The 22,828-nt window shown below is 66.1% G+C and carries 17 protein-coding genes; 7 read left to right on the top strand and 10 right to left on the bottom strand.

Features of this window, described 5'->3' with window-relative positions; translation table 11 throughout:
* Position 1: 1 nt before the first annotated feature.
* Positions 2 to 541 (bottom strand): DUF3489 domain-containing protein, encoded by a 540-nt coding sequence (locus tag ACFOWB_RS20060; protein WP_261404474.1) that lies wholly within the window; start codon positions 539 to 541, stop codon positions 2 to 4.
* A 775-nt stretch (positions 542 to 1,316) separates the two neighbouring features.
* Between ACFOWB_RS20060 and ACFOWB_RS20055 the strand changes: the two genes are divergently transcribed.
* Genes ACFOWB_RS20055 through ACFOWB_RS20040 form a run of 4 tightly spaced genes read left to right on the top strand, consistent with a single transcriptional unit; the run spans position 1,317 to position 5,519 of the window.
* The gene (locus ACFOWB_RS20055) at positions 1,317 to 2,624 is read left to right on the top strand and encodes an SIR2 family protein (RefSeq protein WP_261404475.1); all 1,308 of its coding nucleotides are present in this window, start codon (positions 1,317 to 1,319) and stop codon (positions 2,622 to 2,624) included.
* Complete coding sequence (locus ACFOWB_RS20050; RefSeq protein ID WP_261404476.1) at positions 2,614 to 4,614, top strand: ATP-binding protein; 2,001 nt, start codon at positions 2,614 to 2,616, stop codon at positions 4,612 to 4,614. Before ACFOWB_RS20055 ends, ACFOWB_RS20050 begins: the two co-directional genes overlap by 11 nt.
* Positions 4,607 to 5,020 carry an exonuclease domain-containing protein gene (locus ACFOWB_RS20045; RefSeq protein WP_378148959.1) on the top strand — a complete coding sequence of 138 codons (414 nt, stop codon included), beginning with the start codon at positions 4,607 to 4,609 and terminating at the stop codon, positions 5,018 to 5,020. Before ACFOWB_RS20050 ends, ACFOWB_RS20045 begins: the two co-directional genes overlap by 8 nt.
* Positions 4,980 to 5,519 carry a 3'-5' exonuclease gene (locus ACFOWB_RS20040; RefSeq protein ID WP_378148957.1) on the top strand — a complete coding sequence of 180 codons (540 nt, stop codon included), beginning with the start codon at positions 4,980 to 4,982 and terminating at the stop codon, positions 5,517 to 5,519. Before ACFOWB_RS20045 ends, ACFOWB_RS20040 begins: the two co-directional genes overlap by 41 nt.
* Positions 5,520 to 5,846: 327 nt before the next feature.
* On the opposite strand, the gene ACFOWB_RS20035 is transcribed toward ACFOWB_RS20040, so the two are convergent.
* The 8 genes from ACFOWB_RS20035 to ACFOWB_RS20000 form a co-directional block, all read right to left on the bottom strand.
* Entirely contained in the window at positions 5,847 to 12,260 is a 6,414-nt protein-coding gene (locus tag ACFOWB_RS20035) for a hypothetical protein (protein ID WP_378148955.1), read from the bottom strand.
* A 322-nt stretch (positions 12,261 to 12,582) separates the two neighbouring features.
* Positions 12,583 to 13,572 carry an MBL fold metallo-hydrolase gene (locus tag ACFOWB_RS20030; RefSeq protein ID WP_378148953.1) on the bottom strand — a complete coding sequence of 330 codons (990 nt, stop codon included), beginning with the start codon at positions 13,570 to 13,572 and terminating at the stop codon, positions 12,583 to 12,585.
* 70 nt (positions 13,573 to 13,642) lie between these two features.
* Positions 13,643 to 15,064, bottom strand: coding sequence for an ATP-binding protein (locus ACFOWB_RS20025; protein WP_261404482.1), 1,422 nt, complete (start codon positions 15,062 to 15,064; stop codon positions 13,643 to 13,645).
* Positions 15,061 to 15,804 carry a response regulator gene (locus ACFOWB_RS20020; RefSeq protein ID WP_378148951.1) on the bottom strand — a complete coding sequence of 248 codons (744 nt, stop codon included), beginning with the start codon at positions 15,802 to 15,804 and terminating at the stop codon, positions 15,061 to 15,063. Before ACFOWB_RS20020 ends, ACFOWB_RS20025 begins: the two co-directional genes overlap by 4 nt.
* A 97-nt stretch (positions 15,805 to 15,901) precedes the next feature.
* The gene (locus ACFOWB_RS20015) at positions 15,902 to 16,816 is read right to left on the bottom strand and encodes an SDR family oxidoreductase (RefSeq protein ID WP_261404483.1); all 915 of its coding nucleotides are present in this window, start codon (positions 16,814 to 16,816) and stop codon (positions 15,902 to 15,904) included.
* A 2-nt stretch (positions 16,817 to 16,818) separates the two neighbouring features.
* A complete protein-coding gene (locus ACFOWB_RS20010; RefSeq protein WP_261404484.1) occupies positions 16,819 to 19,029 on the bottom strand; it encodes a xanthine dehydrogenase family protein molybdopterin-binding subunit in 2,211 nt (736 codons plus the stop codon).
* Positions 19,026 to 19,511 carry a (2Fe-2S)-binding protein gene (locus tag ACFOWB_RS20005; protein ID WP_261404485.1) on the bottom strand — a complete coding sequence of 162 codons (486 nt, stop codon included), beginning with the start codon at positions 19,509 to 19,511 and terminating at the stop codon, positions 19,026 to 19,028. The genes ACFOWB_RS20010 and ACFOWB_RS20005 overlap by 4 nt, the downstream gene beginning before the upstream one ends.
* Positions 19,512 to 19,543: 32 nt before the next feature.
* Positions 19,544 to 20,149: a class I SAM-dependent methyltransferase gene (locus ACFOWB_RS20000; protein WP_261404486.1), complete on the bottom strand. Its 606-nt coding sequence runs from the start codon at positions 20,147 to 20,149 to the stop codon at positions 19,544 to 19,546.
* 278 nt (positions 20,150 to 20,427) lie between these two features.
* Between ACFOWB_RS20000 and ACFOWB_RS19995 the strand changes: the two genes are divergently transcribed.
* Both ACFOWB_RS19995 and ACFOWB_RS19990 read left to right on the top strand, forming a co-directional pair.
* On the top strand, positions 20,428 to 20,580 hold the full coding sequence (locus ACFOWB_RS19995; RefSeq protein ID WP_261404487.1) for a hypothetical protein: 153 nt from the start codon (positions 20,428 to 20,430) through the stop codon (positions 20,578 to 20,580).
* A gap of 9 nt (positions 20,581 to 20,589) precedes the next feature.
* Complete coding sequence (locus ACFOWB_RS19990) at positions 20,590 to 20,835, top strand: hypothetical protein (protein ID WP_261404488.1); 246 nt, start codon at positions 20,590 to 20,592, stop codon at positions 20,833 to 20,835.
* A 468-nt stretch (positions 20,836 to 21,303) separates the two neighbouring features.
* Here the strand turns inward: ACFOWB_RS19990 and ACFOWB_RS19985 are convergent, their stop codons facing one another.
* On the bottom strand, positions 21,304 to 22,059 hold the full coding sequence (locus tag ACFOWB_RS19985; RefSeq protein ID WP_378148947.1) for an SDR family NAD(P)-dependent oxidoreductase: 756 nt from the start codon (positions 22,057 to 22,059) through the stop codon (positions 21,304 to 21,306).
* 135 nt (positions 22,060 to 22,194) lie between these two features.
* On the opposite strand from ACFOWB_RS19985, the gene ACFOWB_RS19980 reads away from it, so the two are divergent.
* Positions 22,195 to 22,828 (top strand): AraC family transcriptional regulator (locus ACFOWB_RS19980; RefSeq protein WP_378148945.1); only part of this gene is annotated, 634 nt, incomplete at its 3' end.

The raw sequence follows: 22,828 nt of genomic DNA, 5'->3' as shown, positions 1-22,828 counted from the left end.
TTCAGACCGCCGACGCTTGGGCCGAAGCGGCGATCGAATAGCGACACTCGCCCTGCTCGGGCTTCTCCGACGAGAGTACGAAACCTCGTTTCCGGAGGCCGCTCAACACCGCCCGCGTCGTGTGCGGCAGCCAACCAGTCGCGTCGATCAGGTCGCCCAGTGTCGCACCTTCCGGCCTGGCCAGAAGATTGACAATGATCGCCTGTTTGGTACCGGCTCGGATGGTGTCGATCTCAGGAGCGGCGCGCGCGGGCTCGGTGGTGGCGTCCACACCACCTTCAGCGCCGATTGCCAAATATCCGATCTTCGTGAGCTTAAGCCCGATCGGTTTGCCGTTCTCGTCCTGGCGCCAGTGGGGCTGGCGACGCTGAACGACCAGTTCGATCAGCAGCTCCTTCCGCAGCAGCGCAGCGATGGTGCGGGCAACCGACGGGTGAGCGTCCGTCAGAACGATGAGACCGTCTTCCCGCTGCGAGGCTGCGGACAGGAGGACGAGTTGGGCGTCCGTGAGCTTGGGTTCCGCCGAAGTGGTGTGGGGCATGAGTACTTCTCCATCGCATCTTCGCAGCGAGGGCCGCTGCTACTGAGGCGCCCCGCAAGTGCGGGGTGGGAGAAGGGAGCCGACTGGATCCAAAAGCCGCCGTCAGGCTGACTCTGAACAGCGTTTCTCGGCTTTCCCGTCGGAGCTCCTCAACAGACTGGCGCTCTGAAGGAAATGGTTCGCTTCGTAAAGAAGGGGCTCGATCTTAAATGCGATGTCCATGGCCTCGTCGAAGCGGCCAAGCTTCAAAAAAAAGCTCCTCTGCACTCTACGCCCGCTCGCCGCTCTGGACGACCCGGCGGACCATCGCGCTCAAACAAGCAACTCAGATCTTTTTCGATTTCATGCTCAGGCCTCCGTCCGCGACGTCAGCACTGACGCTCTGTTTGGAGACGAAGTGAAGTCGTTTCCTAGCGCTGACGGGGCGGCCCACAGCCGGGCTCCCGTCGCGAGCTTGAAGCTCAGCTGCAGCCCGCTCCTGACCCCTATCCGACGTCCGAAATGTCTGCTCGTGGGCACTCTGACGAGTTAGCGCACAACTAGCCGTTGCGGGACCGTTACTCCTCGACGGTCCCGGTCATGCAGAGAGGATCAGTGCTCCATCGTGATTGCGCCGCGGTGCTGTCATCCCCAGGATCGTCGCTAGGCAGGGCAGTCCGCCGCTCATGAGGTGATGGATCCAAAGTGCAACCAGAGTAAGGTTGCCAGCTGGGGGGAGCACTAAGAATGACCATTTTTAGTGGAGAGAATGAAAGGCTGCGGGAGGATTTTGGCCGTGGCCGATGAAATTCCGCCTGTGCCCGCCCAACAGTTCCAATTCGTGCGGGCCGGCGATGCCCCAGGAGCGCCGCTCGAGTGGGGGAAAGACGAAGAGCAGGTCCGCAAGGCCGTCAGCGAAGCGCTGAATGCACGCAACGTCGCCTTCTTGCTCGGCGCCGGTTGCTCATCGCGCGTGGAGGAGGGCAAGGAGCTCGGGGTCCCAACAATGGGGCCTCTGGCGAAAGAATTCTGCGTCGTTCCGACACCTACGTATGATGACGACCTCGAGCTCGTACCGCCGCCCGCATGGGCGCTCGATGCAAGCGACGTCGAGTTTCTCGGCAAGCTCGGCGCCAAGCTCGAAGGCACCGAATACGCGCGCAACCTCGAGCGCCTGATGGAGCTGCTCCACAGCCTACGCTTCGTGTTCACGCGCAGTGACAAGCCCGAGCACGTCGAGCGTAGGGTGAAGGTCGAGACGCTAATTAAGAAGATCCAGGACTTCCTTTGGGAGCGTTGTACCAACGGCGCGTTCGCTCACGGCGACGGCGCGGTGCTCAAGCTATACGAATCTTTCTACCGCAAGCTTGTGATGCGTGACCGCTCACTGCCGCGACCTTGGGTATTCACTACCAACTACGACCTATTCAACGAACGTGCGATGGATCGGCTAGGGTTGCCCTACGCTAACGGGTTCTCGGGCGTCGTCGAGCGTCGCTTCAATCCCGCTACCTTCCGCTACGCCCTAGCCGAACAGCTCGATCTGTCGAACCGCAAATGGTCGGCTGTCGATGGGTTCGTCTATCTCTGCAAGGTCCACGGATCGATCAGCTGGACCGAGGACGACCACGGGCTCTTCCCCGTGCGGGAAACCTGGCCGCAGGACGCGCCGAACAAGGTCATGATCTATCCGACGCCGGCGAAGCAGAATTCGAGCCTCGGATCGCCTTATGCCGACCTCTTCCGCGAATTCCAGTCGCATGTCGTGCGAGAGCAGAGCGTCCTGATCACCGCGGGCTTCGCCTTCGGCGACGAACACCTCAACAACATAATCTACCAAGCGCTGACGATCCCGACATTCCGGTTGATCATTTTCGCCGATCCGGATTCGCCGGGAGAGATCGCTAAGCTCCGCGCACTCAACGACCCCCGCGTCTGGATCATTGGTGGCGACGGACCAGCCGTTGGCACCCGTGCTCACTACTTCGACATCGTGGTCGAGCGCTTCCTCCCCCAGCGGCCAGCCGAGCGAATCGACGACGCGGTGAAGCTTGTGCTCGAGACCTTCGGTCGCAAGACGAACGAAGGCGACGATGGGATCTGACGATCGCCGCCGGGCAATCGGCAAAGTCACGTCGGTCGCTGCGGATCGCTTCGTCATCGAGATGCTCGGCGGCACCGACAACTTCACCGTCGTCGGCTTCGACGACCTCCACTACGTGGCCCGGCTGGGCTCCTTTATCATGATCCCCGCTCAGTCCGAGTACGTTGTTGCCGAAGTCGTCGGGTTGCGCGAGCGGGATGTCGCCGGCGGCGCCGCCGATTGGCAACTCGAGAAAGCCAGTTCCGCCAAATACCTCGACGTAGTGCCCGTTGGGATGCTGCCGGCCGATGGCGACCGCAAGTTCCGGTTCGGCATCTCCATCTTCCCTTCGCTCTACGCCGACGCGCTTTACGCTCTCGACGGCGAACTTGACCGCATCTTCGATACCGAGACGGACACCATTCCAGCGCTTGGTCACAACGGAGCCGACTGTGTGCCTGCGGAGGCTACTCGTTACCGGAACTTGGGCATCGGGCAGTCTGTCGTGTTCGAAGATTACGCGGTCAAGGTGAGGATTGACGACTTTTTCGGCGGTCACGTCGCGGTGCTTGGCAATACCGGGAGCGGGAAATCCTGCACGGTCGCGTCAATCCTCCAAGCGCTGTTTGAGAAGCCAGACGAGCACCACGCGCGTGGTGCCACGTTCGTCGTGCTGGACGTGAACGGCGAATACGATCGGGCGTTCGCCCGGCTACCCGAGGTCGCCGACATCGGGGTCAAGCGTCTTATCCTCGACGGAACGGCGTCGCCAGACCGGTTCCGGCTTCCGCACTGGTACCTCGACCTCTCCGAATGGGAGCTATTACTTCAGGCCAGCGAGCGCACCCAGGTGCCGATCTTGCGCATGGCGCTTGGCCTCGCGACGCTGTTTGGTGCTGCCGATGTTGGTCCGCTGAACAACATACGAAATCACATGCTGGCGACCTGTATCACCCTCATCCTCAGTGATGAGACCCCGCCAGGAGCTAAAGAGACGCGCATCCGCGGGATCCTGCAACGATTCAGTACGGCGCAAATCAACCCTGCGCAGATCGGGGGTATGATCGGGGTCAACTGGGGCAATATGGCCGGGATCGAGGCGGCGTACCAATATCTCGCCGGTGGCGGTGGGCACGCCGGCTTCATCATTCCAAACCTGAAGCTCCCTGACTACGATGGCACGCCTTTCGACTTCTCCGCCTTAGGCGACGCCATCGACCTAGCGCTGCTATACGAGGAGGCGCACGGCAACCGCCAGATCCGCGACTACTGTGCGCAGATGGTCACACGCTTCAAGGCGCTGGAGGAACGCGGAGACTATCGTTTCTTGCGCCACAACGCCGTCGCCGCTGGCGACAGACGAATGTTTCTCGCCACGCTGCTGGGCCTGGAACCTATCGCTGACGGTCACACCAAGGGTGCACAGATCGTCATCCTCGACATGAACGCGGTTGAAGACGAGGTCGTCGAACTGGTCAGCGCCGTGATCGCACGCATGGTCTTCCGCCTTCTCCGTCAAGCCGATCCCCGCAACCGCTTCCCCGTCCACCTGCTACTTGAGGAGGCCCATCGCTACGTCGCGTCCACGCCGTCCCGCCACGCGGTCGACGCGAGCCGGATCTTCGAGCGGATATCAAAAGAGGGACGCAAGTACGGGCTGTTCTTGCTTGTTGCATCGCAGCGTCCCAGCGAACTGTCGAAGACCGTGCTGTCGCAATGCTCGAACTTTGTTGTCCACCGGATTCAAAATCCGGACGACCTTTCCCAGATACGCCAGATGACACCTTTCATCTCTGACAGTGTTCTGCGCAGGCTCCCCTCACTGCCTAAGCAGCACGCACTGGTATTTGGAAACTCCGTCAACCTTCCCACTACCTTCAGGGTGCGGAAAGCCGATCCTCTTCCTGCGAGCGACGATGCGAAGATCGTTGACTTGTGGTTCCACGAAGCTGGGCGACCGTCCCTTCTTCCGCTCGGCCCCGCCGAAGATGGCGCGGAAGGCCATGATTAGCGGCCAACTCGACGACATGATCACAGCGCTGGAGGCGCTTGGCGACTACCGTGTACTGCGGCGGCTGCGACCACCAGAACCCATATCTGAGGCTCCGGCTGGCACGCGTCGCGCCCTGCTCGCAGACGTCGAGACGACCGGGCTGGATCCCGATATCAACGAGATTATCCAACTCGCGATGGTCCCGTTCTTCTACACGGCAGACGATGAGATTGTCGGGGTCGGCAAGCCCTTCAACGCTCTCAGGCAGCCCGCCTCGCCTATCCCCGCTGAGGTGACGCAGATTACGGGCATCGACGACGCGATGGTGGCCGGGCGGTCGATCGATCCCGCTGAGGTCGCCGCATTTGTCGGCAACAACCCTAATGATCGCGCACAACGCCTCGTTCGACCGCAGATTCCTTGAGCGGTTCTGCCCGGCGTTATCGCAAAATCCATGGGCATGCTCGCTTAGCGAAGTGCGCTGGGCCGACGAGGGATTCGAGAGCACCAAACTCGCCTATCTCGCGATGAGCAGCGGCTTCTACTACGATCGGCACCGGGCGGTGCACGACTGCCACGCGACGATCGAGTTGCTCTCCCGACCGTTGCCGACATCCGGCGTCACAGCGCTGGCGGCGCTCCTCACTTCAGCACGAAGCACAACTCTGCGATGCTGGGCCGAGAACTCGCCGTTTGACGCGAAGGATTTGCTGAAACGCCGGGGATATCGGTGGAACGGCGGCGAGGACGGTCGGCCCCGCGCATGGTGGACAGACGTTGCTGAGAGCGACATCGAGGCAGAGAAGGCATACCTGTGCGCCAAGATCTACAAGCGGGAGGTAGCTCTGCCGATTGCGCGCGTCACAGCATTCAACCGCTACTCGGATCGCATCGTGCCTCATCAGAACGCGCACGCCACCTAGATTGCCTTCAGGATGACGGGCTGCATCGCGTCGTTTAGCTCACATCCACAACATCCTCGCATGTCGAGCCTCAACACCCGTCACATAGCTGGCCACCTAGTCAGGTTCACGTTGGACAGCTTTTTGTGACAATCGCAGGAACGTCCGCCTTTGGCGCGTCTCAGCTAGAGGCACTTGTCCCGGCCTGACCCAAATCGGACGTCGGAGACGTCCGCCTGCAGGCGCTCGACCAAGGCAAGCGTCGCGTCGCCGTGCGGCGCCTCACTCGCCACAGCCAATCCTGCCAACCGCGGGACGCAGGCGGCGAGCCGCGCTGAATGCCAACGGCTAAGGCGAGGGATGATCAGGTTCGCCGCCAGCACAAGCAATGAGCCGAGATGCGGCGCGCCACAGAGGAACCGCATCCGGCGCCTCCGCCGCGTCCGCCAGTCCCCGAATGACTGACGCGATCTCGCGAGACATACTGGGCCAAGCTGCGGCCACGGCGGTCATGATCGAGCTGAAAGTCGTCAGCTGATCGAAGCGGGATCGCGGAAGCGCTAGAACATGCTCAAGCGCGCTGTCCGCCACCATGTGAAGCGCGCCCGACGGCTCGGGCCTCACCTGTCCGGACTGGGTGCGATATGTCGGCCACCGTGAAGCGCAACGCCGCGCGAAAGTCGAGACAACGGCCGTAAACCCCTCGCTGTCGTCAAGCTGCGCGAGGACGTCGGCCCAGGCCGACAGAACCATCTGCGCCCCGATCATCTGAGGCTCCAAGCCCGCCGCTACGGGATCATCGACGAGGGTCGATCGGATCCTAGCCAGAGTTTCCGGGCTGACGCGGCTGGCATCGACATGCGACAGCATGCACGACCGCAGGTGGCGGGCCTCGTCGAGAGGCGCATCATCCATGATCCGACGCGCGATGACGTCGTGGTCCCGCACGGCGAAAGGATGGTCAGGCGGTAGCCAGCCGCCCGCGATCAAAGCGGGAACCACATCGCGGGCCGGCCATATGTTGGCAGGCGCCTCGGGCGGTGGCGCAAGCGTGCCCGTTGGCGGCCACCAGGCGTTGTTTTTCTCTCGGCCGATCAGAAATTGAAGCGGATCAAGCAGCTCGAAGTCGCGATCCGAGGCTCCGTCGCCGATGAGCGCAGCGACAGCCGTAAGAATTAGGCGGTCCGCCGACATCTCGCTGGAGATCTCACGCGCCCAGCGCGGCATCTTCTCGACGGCGGCGATGTCCCGAAATGTCCGATGCGACTGACCGGCGATGATCGCGGCGACGCCTTGCGCATCGACATAGTCTGGCGCTATCGCCCGCAGCATTTGGTCGGCATATGCCCAAACAAACCCGGTCCAGGCTTCTGGCGACAGCTCACGCCATTCCGCCATCCTGCATGCGGCAAGCGCGCCGTACCGGATCAGCGCGACAAACAGCTTGCCGTTCCGCTCGAAACTGGCTGCAAGACCAGCGACAAGCGCCCTCAGCTCCTCAAGATCGGCTTTCGCGGCGAGGGCCGCGCGTAGTCTGAGCAGCGCCTCGGCGGGGGTCACGATCGCGTTGGGATCGCTCTGCGGCGCCTCTTCACGAATACGGGCCCCGAGCTCCAGCAGAGCTTCGCTTGAAAAGCCGGTCGGACGAGAAGCCAGACGTTCAAGCGCAGGCCGCGCGCCCAACGACTCCGAGAGACCGAGCACGTCTTCGCGTGAAACGATGGCGCTCATATCGGCCGTGGAGCTTCGCAAGAAACGCGACATCTCCTCGACCGAGGGCGGCGTCAGATCGTCGACGGCAAGACGCTGCCGCCGTTCGACTTTCGATCTCACGAGTCTCGAACGGTAATAGAAATCGAGACTTCTAAGGCGCTTCAGAGCGTCGAACCGCTCCTGTGCAGTCGGCAGCCGCATGACGGCGTCGTGTCGGTCTCGGCTGACGGCGCTGGCGCGATCGAGGAAATACAGTTCCACGCCGGCCAGGCGCGAGGCCTCGTCGGGATGAACGATCGCACGCGTCTCGGCCGCGATCGCAAAGCGGCGTTTCTTGAGCACGACGGCCAGTTCGAGCTCGTCATCGACAAACCGCGCCTCAAGGCGTGCAGGCTTGCCATCACTGAGCGTCACGGCGAGCGTTTTCGGGACGCCTGCGGCGAGCAAGGTTTCCGCAACTCCCGTGAAGCTCTCGAGCGGCAAGCTGACGTCGTCGGTGAGCGGCAAGGCCGAGAAAGTGCGCCGCGGGAGCGTCTCTCTCAGGCCCCCATGATCGAGAACGTGTTCGATCATCCTGTCGGGAAGGAGGTCGAGGAAGCGGCCTGCGACGGCGTTCATGCGGCGCGCCAGCCGCTCGCGAAGGTCGTCATCCATGCCAGTGTCGTCGGAGCCTTCAAGATCGATGATCCGCGAGACGCTCTGAGCGACCGTCTCCATGACGAGCTCGAAAGTCTCCGGATCTGCACGTTCAAGCGGCGCGATGACCGAGTCCACGAACCAGTTCGCGAGTTCGGACTGCGCGCTTCGCGACAGGGGCTTCGGCGTGAGCTCGCTCGACAACGGTATGGTCAGGGCATGCGCCAGATGGATGGCGACGTAGTTGCGGACATGAGAATCGACGAGCTTGGACGGCGCATACGGCGCCTGCTGGCGAAGGCGGGCCCACGCCCATTCCGACCGGGCTCTGGCGGCGGCGTAGTCCTGGTCGACGGGGGCCTGGCCCCAGATGTCGATCAACGTCGTATGAGCGAGATCCAGATCGAGCGCTCGGCGAATCTCCCCCACGACCCGGCCTTCGCGATCATGGCGTGGGGTCGCGTCGAGCCAGCCCAACCGTTGGCTTTCCTGCGCGTACCAGCTCTGCAGCCCCACGAGCTCTGGGGTCTCAACGAGGCCGCGTTCTCCGAGCGGCGTCTCCAGGAGTTTTCGCGACGCCTCCAGCGCTTCGACCGGCAGATAGGCGTACCCGGCTGTCATCAGCCTGTTCACGCGCTGCTTGACCCAGGCGTGGTCGACCACCCCGCTCCGCCGCAGATGCGCGAGGACCTCCGTGACGCATAGCGCCCGCTCGTGCGGGTTGTGCGAAACCGCGCGGTCTTCGATCCAGAGCAGCGTCGGCTCGCGCTCCTGCTTCCAAAGCAGTTCCATCAGACAACGGATATGCGCCGGCGCCGGAGCGTGCTCGTGGGACGGCGCGATCTGGACGCCGGTCCATTTGCCCGTCATCAGACGGTTGGTCACGCGACGTCGAAGGTCCCCGATCGTCGCCTTGATCCTGGCGTCGGCTTCGGCTTCGTGCAGACCACGGACAAGCGCGGCGAACTCGGATCGCTGAATGTAGATTTCGGTCGAGCGAGAGAGCTGCTCGAGCATGCCGCTCGATGCGAGCCGCCAGAAACATCGCCGGGACACGGTGACCGGCGGGCTCTCGCGCAGCGTCATGTCCGTCCCCCAAACTTCGCCGGCGCCCTGAGCGATGAGCGCTTGAAGTTTCGCCAGTTGATCTGGGTCGAGATGGCCTTCGGAGAACGCAGCTTCGGACACACGGCGCAGCGCCTGCGGGTCGAGGCCGCCGGTTTCCTCTTCGCCATCGAGCGAAACCCAATCGGGCTCGAACGCGTCGACCACGCGCAGTGGCCCCGCAGGCGCCAGAGCCTTGCGCGACCGAGACGCCACCTCCGGATCGAGGCCGACGAATTTGTCGTCGAGATCGGCCAGCGCCTCCGAGAGCGAAACGGGTGTCTCGATGACGAAAGCCTGCTCGACCGCATCGAGCATGTCGAGTTTGGCGGCCAGCAACAGAGCCGACAGGTCGAGCCGCAGGACCGGACATTCCTCCACTTGCGGGAGCGGCGCCTTCCTGCGCCCGCCGGAAAGCAGCAACATCGGGAACCGCTCACGGAGAAGGTTCTCGCGTTCAGCTGGATCGGCCAGGAACAACCGAGCGAAGCCCTTGAGATCGCCCAGCATGGCGACAGCGGCGGGCACTTCGCCGCGAAGCCATCTTTCGAAATCTGTTCTGTAGGCCTCGTTTCTCTCTTCGAGGTAGCCCAGAAGTTCCTCGACGGTCTGGAATGAGCGCACCGCCTGGCTTTCGAGCGAACGCCCGGATGTTTCGACGATCTCCTTCTGGATCTTGTGCTGCCCGAGCTCGATCGCCAGGACAAAGGCGTTCTGCAACGCTTCCGCTCCGACCCCGGCTTCGACCGCCTTCTGAAGCGCCTGGCTCGCCAGTTCCTGGTCGTGTCCCCGCATGACGTGCGCGACGTTCAGCGTCTGATGCGGATCGAGCTCGCCGGCGGCCATCGAGCGTCGAGCTTCGTCTGCAAAATCCGCCAGGGCGCCGATCTTGTAGTAGACGTCGAGCAGGAGGCCGCCGATCTTGGGATCGGACCCGGGCTCTCCCCGGATCGCGCGTAAATCGTCGATCAACGGCTGATACTGACCGAGCATCTGGAAAGCGCGGATCCGCAGCCCGCGGAACTCAGGCGGCAATCCATTCAATGCGCCCTCTGCGGCGGCTATCACCTCGAGACAACCTGCAGCGTCCTCGACCTGAAGCGCCGCCGCGGCCGCTAGCCTCAGGACCCGAGGAGTGGCGACCGACAACATGACGGGCCGCAAGCTGACGACTTCGGTCCAGGCCGAGCGAGAGGCGAGGAAATCTGCGCCAACGGCCACCTCCGCCGGAGGGACCGAAGACTCGCGAAGCCTTTCGACCAGCGATCCGTAGTCTCCCGCCACCGCCTTCCGCATCGCGCGCTCATAGGGCGTCGACGGCTCGATGGTTTCGTCTCCAAAACGAATGCGCCAGCTGTCGAGGAGCGCGCGGCTCTTCGGGTAACGGTCTTGATGCTGCTTGATGATGGAGAGACCGCGCTCCGGTCGCGAAGCCCCGGCGCTGAGCGTCGCCCAAGCGATGAGGTGCGTCTCGGAGCCCTTTCCTTGGCGGACAGCGTCCCCGAGCGACTTCCTGGTCTTCCCCAGACGCTGCAGCCGTCCGAAGGACCAGCACCACATCACGACAATCGGATCGACAGGGTCGCGGCGCAGAAGCTGCCGGCACGTAAAGTCGGCCTCGTCCGCCAGGTCCGGGTGCAGCAGGAGAGAACCGAGCCGCCACGTCTCGACCTCGGACGTCTCGGGGCGGTCCCCCTCTATCAGCCTGTCGAAGTCCGCCAACGCGAGATCGAGATTTCGGCGCACCGTTGCGTCCTCGGCGAGCAGGCCAGGATGAACCGGCTGCAGCCGGCCGCCGAACTGCGGCGCAGCGCCTGGCGTGAGCGCGCAGAAAAAGCGGATCGCGCCACGCGTCATAAGGGGCGCAAACGCGCCGCGACCGCGTTCGACCGCAGAAGACGCAAAGCGCAAGGCTGCGACCCTGTCGCCATTGAGCATCGCAAGGATCGCGCGCAGACGGACGATCTCGGCGGTCACTTCGCTTGCCGCGACGCCCTCGAGCTCCCGACTGGCGGACTCCAGATCGCCGGTCTCGAGCAGCAAGCCTGCACGGAGCTCGCGCTCGTGGGCCGTAACGGGGTCCGAAAGAAGCTTGATCGCCTCATGCGGCTCGCCCTTGACACTTAACGCCATGGCGCGATCCGACCGATCAACCGGAGCGCTCAACTCGTCGGCTTGGTCAAACAGGCCTTCAGCCGTCGCGACATCGACGTCGCGCAAGGCGAGCACGGCTTGCGCCCGCAGCGCTTTGGCCCGGGTTTCCGCCGACAGCGAATTCCAGCGCGGTTCGTCGCTGCGCGTCTGCCTCAACCATTCACGCAGCTTGCGCGAGCGCCCGGCTCGATCGTCCTCAAGTGCGGTCTGAAGGTTCTCGGCGAGCACGGATCCGATCTGGTCGAGAACCGAGAGCAGCTCCTCCGCGGTCTGCCTCATCGTCGAGATGTTGGCCGGAGAGAAATCCTGCGACGACGCCACGGCGGGCGGCGCCAGGAGAGCTTCCTGCGGCACCGTTTTGTCACGCTGATTGGCGACCAGATCTTCATAATGCCCGATCGGCACGTCGATGCGCGCGTGCCGATCGATCAGCTCGAGAAGATCTTTCTTGCGCAGGCGCCGTGGAGGCTCCCCGGACGCCACGCTCAGAACCTTTTCGGCGAGCGCCGGGCGCAGACGGCGCGCCTGACTGCTCGTCAGCCGACGCTGCGTCGAGGCGAATTCAATCAGTTCGTCGTCGATGTCGGATATTAGATCTGCAAGATTCGGAGCGCCGCAGAGCCAGTGGATCCGCTTCAGGAACTGGCTGCGGAACGCCTCTTCATCGAGTGCTGCGATGAAATCGAGCGTGTCCTGTTTCAGCTTCGATTTCAGCAGGACTGAGCGGAGCGGAGCGGAGTCAGCGAACAGCGCGGCTTGACGCCAATAGGCGAGGGCCGGCCCTTTCGGCACGCGGTGCTCGATCATCCGCTCGTGCCCTATCTCCGCCGTCGTCAGATAGCGAAGCGAGACCACGCGGTCAGGATTGCGCGACACGAGATCGACAAAGGTGTCGATGGCCGTACGGACGTCTTCGGTCTGGAGGGTGACACGGCCGCTGCCCGCCGTGTTCTTCACCTGGACGCCGGTCAGCGCGCCGCGGCTTGCGATCGCGTAGTCCTCGGCGACTTCGAGATAGAGCAGTTCGCCGTCAGACAGCCTCAACCACGCCAGCGTGGAGGCATAGACCTGATAGACGTAGCCGCCCAACGCCGCCACCGCCTGGCGGCCAATCTCACCCTGTGGCGGCTCGTCGTCGGACCCGGGCGAGCTCAATTTATGGTCTCCGTCGCGCGCACGTCCGACGCCCCGCAGATACGACGAGACCGCTCTCCGGCGACGGCATCACGGATCGTGAGGGATTGGAGGTCAGGAGAGTAGAATCGACGGCGAGCGAACACGCCACACTTCTACTACTCGACCGCGCATAGCTGGAAGCGCGGCGACAAGATCGCGACGTCTACTTTTGGCGCTGCCGCAGAGGTCAGCTGTTGGCGCATCTCGGCTTATCGGCATCCGCCGCGGCTGACCCACAGCGGACGCGGGGGTGGTCCGTTGAGGGGCGTCCAAACGATTTCGGTTGTCGCGTTTCGCGACTTCAGATCCGCCAGGGGCTCGGGACCCAAGTGTACCCAGTGGCGGTCTTAAGGAGGCGGCCGAGCCCCGGGAACGGGTAGTGGAAGCCCAGCACGAGCATCCGGTCGGCCGACGCCCTGTCGAAGATCCGTTTCCGCGAAGCAAGCGCCGCATCCTTGTCGCGGTCGGGACCGGGCTTCCAAGCGTTGTCGATGTTGACGACCGGGTGGTAGGCGAGGTCGGCGGTCAAAATCGCCTGCTCCGCGCCCGAATCGATCAGGAAGGTCGCCATCCCGGGCGTATGCCCTGGGGCCGCGATCGTCGTGAGCCCGGGCGCGATGGCGTCGCCGGCCTCGTAAAGTTCGATTTCCCGCGCGATCGGTTCCACGCTCCGCTTGATGGCCTCGGTGAAGCGCTTCCTGAAGTCGGCGGGAACCGGCATGTAGGAGAGATCGGGATCGCTCCGGACGAAGAAGTCCCAGTCCGCCTTCGGCGCGAGCACGGTCGCGCGCGGAAAGGCCTTGACGCCGTCCGCGCTCCGCAGATTTCCGACATGGTCGGGATGCGTGTGCGAGACCACGATTACGTCGATGTCCTCGGCGCGCAATCCAAGCGCCGCGAGATTGCCGACCAGTCTGCCGCCGTTCGGGCCCATTGTTCCGCCGGCGCCGGCCTCCAGCAGGATGCGCCTGCCCCCCGTTTCGACGAGGACGACGTTTAGGTCGAGCGTCATTCTGTCGGTCGGCAGGAATGCGCGGCGGAGCGCGTCGGTCAGTTCGGGCTCCGGCGCGTCGCTGGCGTAGACGCGGGGCGGGCCGCTGATCTGCCCGTCGCTGAGGACGGTTGCCACGATTTCTCCGACCTTGAAGCGGTAGGTGGAGGCGTTGCCGATAACGGGCGTCGCGGGCTGGCCGAGGGCGCTCGGCTGGAAGCCGATTCCGGAGCTCAGCGCGGACGCGCCGGCGGCGGCCGACAATATGGCCTTGCGGCGGTCGATGGCGAAGCGGGCCATGCGTGGTCTCCTTGATGCGCGTCCAAGTTTGGCGAGAGGCAAACCGGCGCGCGCCTCCGGACGAAGAGGGTCAGGTGCGCGCCGGCGAGGCCGCAAGGTCTGCACGGCGCAGCCACCGCTCGGTGTGACCGGGCGCTTCGGCGGCGGCCTGCCGGGGAAGATCCAGCCGCACGACGAGCCCCTGGGGCTTGCCGTCACGCAGTTCGATCGTTCCGCCATGGGCGCCCGCCACCTCGTGGACGATCGAGAGCCCGAGCCCGAAGCCGCCCGGACCGAAGCTCCTCGGACCCGCGGCGGAGCGGCTGGCGTCGCCCTTGAAGAAGGGCTCGAGCACCTTGGCCTTCAGATCTTCCGGGATTCCCGGACCGAGATCGACGACCTCGATCCGTACGCCGCCTTCGGTCTGCGTCTCGAGCCGCACGGTCGCGGCTCCCGCGAACTTGACGCCGTTGTCCACGAGATTGGTGACGGCGCGGACGAGCGCCTGCGGCTTGCAGGCGAAGACGAGCCGGTCGGGCCCGTCATAGGTCGCGGGCATGCCCGCATTGGCAAAATCGTGGCACACGGTCTGGAGCAGGCTCGGCAGGTCGACGCGCTGGACGGCCTCCGTGGCGACGTCGCGCTGCAGATAGGTCAGCGTCTCCTCGATCATCGCGTCGATGCGGCTGATGTCGGTCAGCATGGCGTCGCGCAGTCCCGCGTCGGTCGTGCGCTCGGCGCGCATCCGCAGCCGCGTGAGCGGGGTCCTGAGGTCATGGCTGATCGCGCGCACCATGCGCGTGCGCCCGTCGATCATCTCCCGGATGCGGACCCGCATGTCGTTGAGCGCGCGGGCGAGCGAGCGGATCTCGCGCGGCCCTTCTTCGTCGAACGGGCGGTCGGGCCCCTCGTCCGGGCTGAGCCCTTGAGCCTCGCGCGCGAAGGTCGTCAGCGGCGCGATGATGACCCCGCCGGCGTAAAGCGCGAGCAGCAGCATCGGCAGGACGACGACGAGAACCTTGGGCAGGAAGAAGAAGCGTTCCGGGTGGAGGAGCGGAAGCGGCGCGCGGGCGGCCGGTGTGAAGGTCAGAACCGCGCCGTCGCCGAAGGGAACCGCGATCGTGTCCTCGGTCGTGCTTTGCGTCGTCCTGCGCCGGAGCTCCGCGCCGAGCGTCGTCTTGAGCTCGGAGCCGATCTCGGCGAGGTCGCAGTCCAAGCTTTGCGCGGGCCTGAGCTGCGCTGCGGCCGCCTGAGGCGTCAGCAGATCGACCTTCAGCCCGGTCGCGCCTGTCGCGGCCATGATGGCGCGCGCGATCTCGGGGCTCGGCGCGGCTGAGATCTGCGCCATGACGGTCTGGATCTTGATGGCGACCCGGCTCTTGTAGGGCGTCTTGGACTCGCTGCTGTAGATCAGGCTCGCGATGACGACGACCGCGATGATCGGCAGCGCCGTCAGGACGATGATCTGCCGGCGGATCGAGCCGCAGAGGAAAAGCGACCGCCAGCGGCTCATGCCTCGGCCTCGACCATGGGCGTGAAAAGATAGCCGCCGAGGCGAACCGTCTTGATGAAGCTCGGGTCCTTCGGGTTGGGCTCGATCTTCTGGCGGATGCGGCTGATGTGGACGTCGACGCTGCGCTCAACCGGCCCCGCGACGCCGGCATGGGTGAGCGACAGCAGTTGCTCGCGCGTGAGCACGCGGCCGGAGTTGAGGCACAGCGCGACCAGCAGGTCGAACTCGGCCGTCGTCATGAATACCTGCGAGCCGGCGTGATCGACCAGGGTGCGTGAGACGGGATCGATCCTCCAGCCGGCGAAGCTCATCGCGCCCGGACGCTCCGGGCGTTCCGCGCCGTAGGAGGCGCGCCTCAGCAGGCTCTTGATGCGCGCCAGCAATTCGCGCGTGTTGAAGGGCTTCGTCACGTAGTCGTCGGCTCCGAATTCGAGCCCCACGATGCGGTCGACGTCTGTCGCGACTGCGGTCAGCATGATGATGGGCGTGCGCGCAGCGGCCCGCAGCCGCCGGCAGATGCTAAAACCGTCCTCGCCGGGCAGCATGACGTCGAGCACCACCAGATCGAAGGACTGCCGTCGCAGAAGCCGGTCCATCTCGGCGCCCGACTGCGCCGAGACCGCCGTGTAGCCGTTCTGGAGGAGCGTCTCGGACAGCATGTCGGCGATGTCACGATCGTCCTCAACGAGGAGGATCGTTGCCGTCGAATCCCGGGCGTAGGCCTGCATGTGCGCGGTCATGGCGCCCCTTCTCGCGATCGTCGGGCAGTAGAATCGCCGCCCGACGCCGCGGTGTCACGGGGCGAGATGTTTTGTTTTGTGAAGCCTTAGCGCCTGGTCATTCAAAGCGCGCGTCCGTCAGCGCGGCCGAATAGCGCCAGAGACGCAACGCCGCCTCCTTGTAGAGCGCCTGCGGCGGTGGGGCCGCGGCGGCCGGAAAGCCGCGCGTTTCGCCGAGCCGGTCCGGGCCGTAATAGCCGCCGGGCCGCGCCTCCGGCGACGTTGCCGCGAACAGTGTCGGCAGCGCGCCTTGCGGGACCGGCTGGAACAGGAACCAGAGCATCCGGCGGGCCAAACCCGCGGCGCTCCAGCGGGCGGGGGCGTTGAGCAGCAGGTCCGTCCGCGAGACGCCCGGATGGGCGGCGAGACTCGAGATCCCCCAGCCGCCCGTCTCGCTGCGGCGCTGGAGCTCGAAGGCGAACATCAGGCAAGCGAGCTTCGACTGGGCGTAGGCCGGCATCGGACGGTAGTCCTTCACGGCGTTCAGATCGTCGAAGTCGATCGTCCCGCGTCTCGCCGCGACGCTCGACACCGAGACCACGCGGGCGTCCTGGCCGGACTTCAGAATCGGCAGCAGCTGCGCGGTCAGCGCGAAGTGGCCGAGATGGTTCACCCCGAGCTGCAGCTCGAAGCCGTCAGCGGTCTCGCGACGCACGGGGGGCGTCATCACGCCAGCATTGTTGACCAGCAGGTCGAGACTGTCCCGCTGGGCGCGGAGCCGCTCGCCGAAATGCGCCACGGATTTCAGATCCGCGAGATCGACCTGCTTGAACGTCACGTCGGCGAAGGGCTCCTCGCGCCGGATCCGCGCGACCGCGTCCGCGCCCTTCTCCGGATCGCGACCGGCGACGATCACCTCCCCGCCGGAGCGCGCGAGCGCAAGCGCCGTCTCGTAGCCAAGGCCGCCGGTCCCGGTGACGACTGCGGATCGGCCCTTCAGGGAGGGCATGTCGGACGTCGACCACCGCGCCATGGTCAGCCCTCCTGCGCGGGGTGGAACGCGGCCTGCCGACCGCCGATCCGTGCGAATGGAAGCGCGGTCGTGGGGGCGCCGGTCAGGGCCAGGATCGCGTTCGCGACCGCGGGCGCGATCGGCGGCACGCCGGGCTCGCCCATGCCGGAGGGCTTTTCGGCCGAGGGGATGACGTGCGTCTCGACCGCCGGAGCCTCCCTCATCCGCAGCAAGCGATAGCGGTCGAAGTTCCGCTCCTCGACAAGCCCGTCCTTGAGCGTGATCGCGCCATAGAGGGCCGCCGAGAGACCGAAGCCCACAGACCCTTCCATCTGCGCCGCGATCTGGTCCGGCGCGATCGCCAAGCCGCAATCGACGACCGCGACCACCCTGCGCACGGAGGGCCGGCCGTCGGCGATCCGGACCTCCGCCACCTGGCCGACGACCGTGCCGAAACTCTCATGCACCGCCATGCCGCGCGCCCAGCCGGGCTCGATCGGCGACCCCCATCCGGATCTTCGGCGGAGCTCGTCCAGGACCGCGATGCGTCGAGCAGAGCCCGCCTTCTCGTAGAGCGCGCGCCGATAGTCCGCGGGGTCGCGGCCGACGCGCCGGGCGAGCTGGTCGACGATGTGCTCCATCGCCATCGCGGCGTGCGAATGGCTGACCGAGCGCCAGAACTGCACCGGCACGGGGAAGCTCGGGGAAAACACCTTGCCGTCGATCGCCGAAGCGCCCGAGAAGTAGGGCGACCCCTCCACGCCTTCGGCCGTGACGCCCGTCATCATCGGCAGCAACGGCTGCGCGACCACATGGTGGCGCCAGCGCGTTGGATAGCCGTTGGGACGGAGCTCGATCCAGGCGCGGTGATGGGCCATTGGCCGGTAGTAGCCGCCGGTGATGTCGTCCTCGCGGGTCCAGAGGAGTTTGACAGGCCGCCCCTCGATGCGCTTCGCGATCCGCACGCATTCAACGAGACAGTCGGCCGACAGGACGCCGCGCCGGCCGAACGATCCGCCGGCCGGAAGCACCTTGATCTCCACCTTGCCCGGAAGCGTCAGCGCGACGCGGGCAGCCTGGATCTGATCGACGGTCGCCATCTGCGAGCCCGACATCACCTCGACGGACCAGCCATCGACGCGGACGACGCAATCGAGCGTCTCCATGGGCGCATGGGCGAGATACGGGACGTCCAGCGAGAACTCGAGGGCGTTCGGTCCGAACGGAGCTCTGTTGTCGCCGTGCGTTCCGAAGGCGCTCGGCTTCAGCTCCGTGCGCCCTTCCGCGATGTCACCGAACCAACGCGAGAGCTCCGGCGAAGAGCGCCGTTCCGCGTCGCGGTCGTCCCAAGCGGTCCTGAGGACCTTGCGGCCCTCGATCGCCGCGAATGTGGTTTCGGCCACCACAGCGACGCCGCTCTCGATCGCGAACACGTCGATCACGCCCGGCACGGCGCGGGCTTTCGTGTCGTCGAAGCTCGCCAGCCTGCCGCCGAAGCGCGGACTGCGCGCCACGACGGCCGAAAGCATGTCCGGCAGCCGAACGTCCTGCGTGTAGATCGTCTCGCCCGTGCTCTTGCCCAGGCTGTCCTTGCGGCGAACGCGATCGGTCCCGATCAGCCGGAAGTCTGGCGGAAGCTTCAGAACCGGGGCGGAGGGAGGGGACTGGCGAGCCGCCTCCTCGAGCAGGGAGGCGAAGCTCGCGGAGCGGCCGGAGGCGAGGTCGGACACGACCCCGTCCAGCACGACGAGCGTGTCCGGAGGCGCCTCCCAGCGTTCGGCGGCGGCCGCCACGAACATCGCCCGTGCGGCCGCTCCGGCGGCGCGCAGCGTGTCCCAGTTGTTCGCGATCGAGCCGGAGCCGGCCGTGAACTGCGGCCCGTACGCGCTGAGATTTCCGGCAGCGTCGACGACGCGGACCTTGTCCCAGTCGGCGTCGAGCTCCTCGGCCACCATGGCCGCGATGCCCGCATGGACGCCCTGGCCCATCTCCTGCTGCTTGTTGACGACCGTCACCCAGCCGTCGGGACCGATGCGGATGAACGGCCCAAAGACGCCGGTCTCGACGGGCTCGCCGCCGGCCTGCAGGACGGCGCCCGCGACCTTCAGAGGTCGAGCGACCGTGTAGCCGACGATCATGGCGCCGCCGACCAGCGCCCCGCCGAGCAGGATGCGACGGCGAGACAGCGGGAAGCGGCCCTTTGGATTGGGGCTGTCGGATGCGGAGGTTCTCATCGCCTGGCCTGCTCGCTCGCCTGCTGGCGCAAGAGTTCAGCCGCGTCGTGGATCGCGGCGCGGATGCGCGGATAGGCGGCGCAGCGACAGATGTTTCCGCTCATCGCGGCGTCGATGTCGTCGTCGCTCGGCGAGGGCTCCTCGCGCAGCAGCGCGACGGCGCTCATGACCTGACCGGACTGGCAGAAGCCGCATTGGGGCACGTCACGCGCGACCCATGCAGTCCGCACGGCCTCGGCCTCGGCGCCCTTCAGGGCCTCGATCGTGACGATCCGCGCCGTGGCCGCCTCCTCGAGAGGGATCGCGCAGGACCGTGTCGGGCGGCCGTCCACATGAACCGTGCATGCGCCGCAGAGACCGGCGCCGCAGCCATATTTGGCGCCCGTGAGCTGCAGCGTGTCGCGCAGCACCCACAGCAGCGGGGTCCGCCCGTCGAGGTCGACGCTCCGCTCCTCGCCGTTGACCGAGATGGAATGGGACATGAGGCAATCTCCTTTGCGAACCGGAGCCGAGGTCAACGCCAGCCTTCCGTGGGATGGCGCTGCGAACGGCGCTGAATGCGGTAGACGGTGGCGGGCGGGACGTTGGACAGCGCGCGGCCGACGCGGCTCGCCTTCAGGCCGAGCCGGTCGAGAATCGGCCGCGGCGCCGGGCAGCCCGGCCCGTAGGTGAACTGGTAGAACGCCCCCCCGGGTTTCAGATGGCGGAAGGCGCCGTCGAGGATCGCCACAACCTTCCGAGGCGACATTGAGAGGAGCGGCAGGCCGCTCACCACCGCGCCCGCCTGTCCGCCGCCGAACAGATCCACGGCGCGCAGCCGGGACGCGTCCATCCACAAGACGCGCGCCTCGGGGAAGCGCGCCTCCAGCATGACGGCGAACTCCGAGCCCGCCTCGACCAACGTCAGGTCGCGTTCCGCCACGCCGCGATCGAGGAGCGCGCGGGTGAAGACGCCGGTGCCCGGTCCCAGCTCGATCACCGGACCCATCTCCGGCCCGATCTCGGCCGTGATAGCCCGCGCAAGCGTGGCGCCGGACGGCGCCAGAGCTCCGACGCGCAGCGGCGCGGCCAGCCATTCGCGAAGAAAGGTGATGCCGTCGAAGGATAGAGTGGCTGTCATGGGTCGGTCCTGTCGCGTCGGCGCGTCGCCGCTTGCCGGAACCAGACCTGCCGCGCTGTGACGTTGCTTTGGATGTCTCTTTGTTAAGAGATGTTCGGGCGCGCACCATGCTGAGGGGCGGGGTCCGAATACCTCGCCGCGCTCGACTCAACATTTCTTAACAAACAAAAACTCATCGCAACCGCTCAGCCCTGCATGGTGCCGGCCAGTCGTTGATCGAACCGGCCGCTTGCGGCTTCCACGATCGCCGCCTCCGCACGCATCCAGGAGCCGCTCGCATGCGCATGATGAGATTCGCCGCGGTCTGCGCGGTCCTGCTCGCCCGAACCGGCGCGTTCGGCGCATCGCTCTTGCTGACGTCGGAAGCGGTCGCGGTGCCCGGCGGACCGGAGGCCGCGACGGCGCGCCTTTCGTCCGTCGAACAAGTCTAGGAGAAAGCGATGGCCGCCAGATTGCGTCGCGCAGCTTTGGGCTGGCTGTCGTTGCTGCTGCTGCCTCTGCCCGCCGTGGTGGGATACGCCGAAAGCCGCGTTCCACTCGGCGCGCCGGCCGAGATCTCGAACCGCTCCGCGAAGGGCGACCGTCTGCCGCTCGCGCGTCGGGCGGAGCTGCCCTGGCGCTCCTGCGCCTCGACGGAGCGTGGCAACCACGTCGCTATCTGCCGGGTTCTCGGCGCGGCGGATTGAGTTCGGATCGGGAAAGCGTCCCCCAAGCCCGATCCGACCGGCGGCCGCGGTCTTAAGACCGATCGCGGCCGCCGGAGCCGACGCTCAGCGAGCAAACTCGCGCAGCCGCGCATTAAGGAACAACGTGTGCGATCTCTCGGCCGGATCGCCATGAGCCGTCTTCTCGGCTGTTGTTGGCCTAATTCCGCCGCAGCAATCTCGGTCGCCGCCAGGCGACCAGCCGTGGCGTGATCAGGCTTGGGCGCTGACGCGATCGCCTCCACCGACGATCGCTGCCGTCGCCGGACCTTCTCTTCGGAAGCCGCGCGCGCTCGTCACGGCGCGGCCAAAGCGGCCCCGGCCGCGACGCCGGCCAGTTCCGCAAGGGCGTGTCGCCTGTTCATCGTATTCGCTCCTGTCGTTCGGCGTGGCCGGCCCGGTCCTCGTGCTCGCGCGGCGGATCTCGTGGAACTCCGCCGTCCGCGGCGGTCAGATGATCTGGCCGCCCGACACTTCGATCCGCTGCGCGTTGACCCAGCGGTTGGCGGGGGCGAGCAGGCTCGCGATCATCGAGCCGATGTCGTCCGGCACGCCGACGCGGCCGAGAGCGGTCATCTGCGCGAAGGCCTTGTTGAGGTTTTCGTCATCGCGCACCACGCCGCCGCCGAAGTCGGTCTCGATCGCGCCGGGCGCCACCGTGTTGACCGCGATGCCGCGGGAGCCGAGCTCTTTCGCCATGTAGAGGGTGAGCGTTTCCACCGCGCCTTTGACCGCGGCGTAGGCCCCGTAACCTGGATAGGACATGCGGGTCAGGCCCGACGACAGGTTCACGATCCGCCCGCCGTCGGCGATCAGCGGCAGCAGCGCCTGCGTCAGGAAGAACACGCCCTTGAAGTGCACGTCGACGAGCCGGTCGAACTGCGCCTCGGTGGCGTCCGCGATCAGCGCGTAGTCGCCATGGCCGGCGTTGTTGACGAGATGGTCGAAGGTCTCGCGGCGCCAGGTCTGCCGGAGCGCCGCTTTCAGCGTGTCAGCGAACGGCTTGAACGCCGCGACCGAGCCGCTGTCGAGCTGGAAGGCGAGCGCCTTGCGGCCCATCGCCTCGATTTCGGCCACGACCTTTTCGGCCTCTTCGGAACGGCTGTGATAGGTGATGACGACGTCGCCGCCGCCGCGGGCGATGCTGAGCGCGGTGTTGCGCCCGAGGCCGCGGCTGGCGCCGGTGACGAGGGAGATTGTGGTCATCTTCGGAAGCTCCGTTTTGAGGACGGGCCGAACATGGGCCGCCGCCGTCCCGGCTTGTTTCCCGAATCTCGAAGGTTTTTGCCTATTCCTCCGAAGGGGCGTGCAATCCCTGCGCGGTCGGTTTAGCTTTCGGCCATGACCGCTTTGCTTGACGCCGTCCGCGCGCATATCGACCTGCAAGGGGCCGGCGACGGCGTGTTCGACACGCCCGTCGCGGGCCTGACCCTGGTGCGGGTCACAGCCCCAAGCGAGCTCGTCCACCAGATCCCGCGCCCGCTGGCGGCGCTGGTGCTGCAGGGATCGAAGCATGTCGCGATGGGCGTGACGGCCTTCGACTTCTCCGCCGGCGACTCTTTGCTCGTCACCGCCGACGTGCCGACGCTGAGCAAGATAACCCGCGCGAGCCCGGCCGCGCCGTATGTCTCTCTGGTGCTTGAGCTCGATCCGGCCGTCATCGCCGACCTGACGGCGCAGATGCCGCAGGAGGAGACCGGCGACCGCGCGCCAGTGCGCGTGCATCCGACGGACGCGGAAACAGCGGACGCGGCGCTCCGCCTGATGCGGCTGTTCGAGCGCCCCTCTTCCTTGCCAGTGCTGGCGCCTCAGCTCGTGCGCGAGATGCACTACTGGCTGCTCGCCGGCCGCCATGGGGCCGCGATCCGTCTGCTCGGCTGGCCGGAAGGCCATGTGCGGCGCGTGGCGCAGGCCGTGGAGCGGCCGAACCACGTCTGGTCCTACGACTTCGTCGAGGATCGCACGCACGACGGCC

This window comes from Chenggangzhangella methanolivorans, from assembly GCF_042648545.1.
Taxonomy (GTDB): domain Bacteria; phylum Pseudomonadota; class Alphaproteobacteria; order Rhizobiales; family Methylopilaceae; genus Methylopila; species Methylopila methanolivorans.
This window is presented reverse-complemented; position numbering and strand designations above follow the sequence as displayed.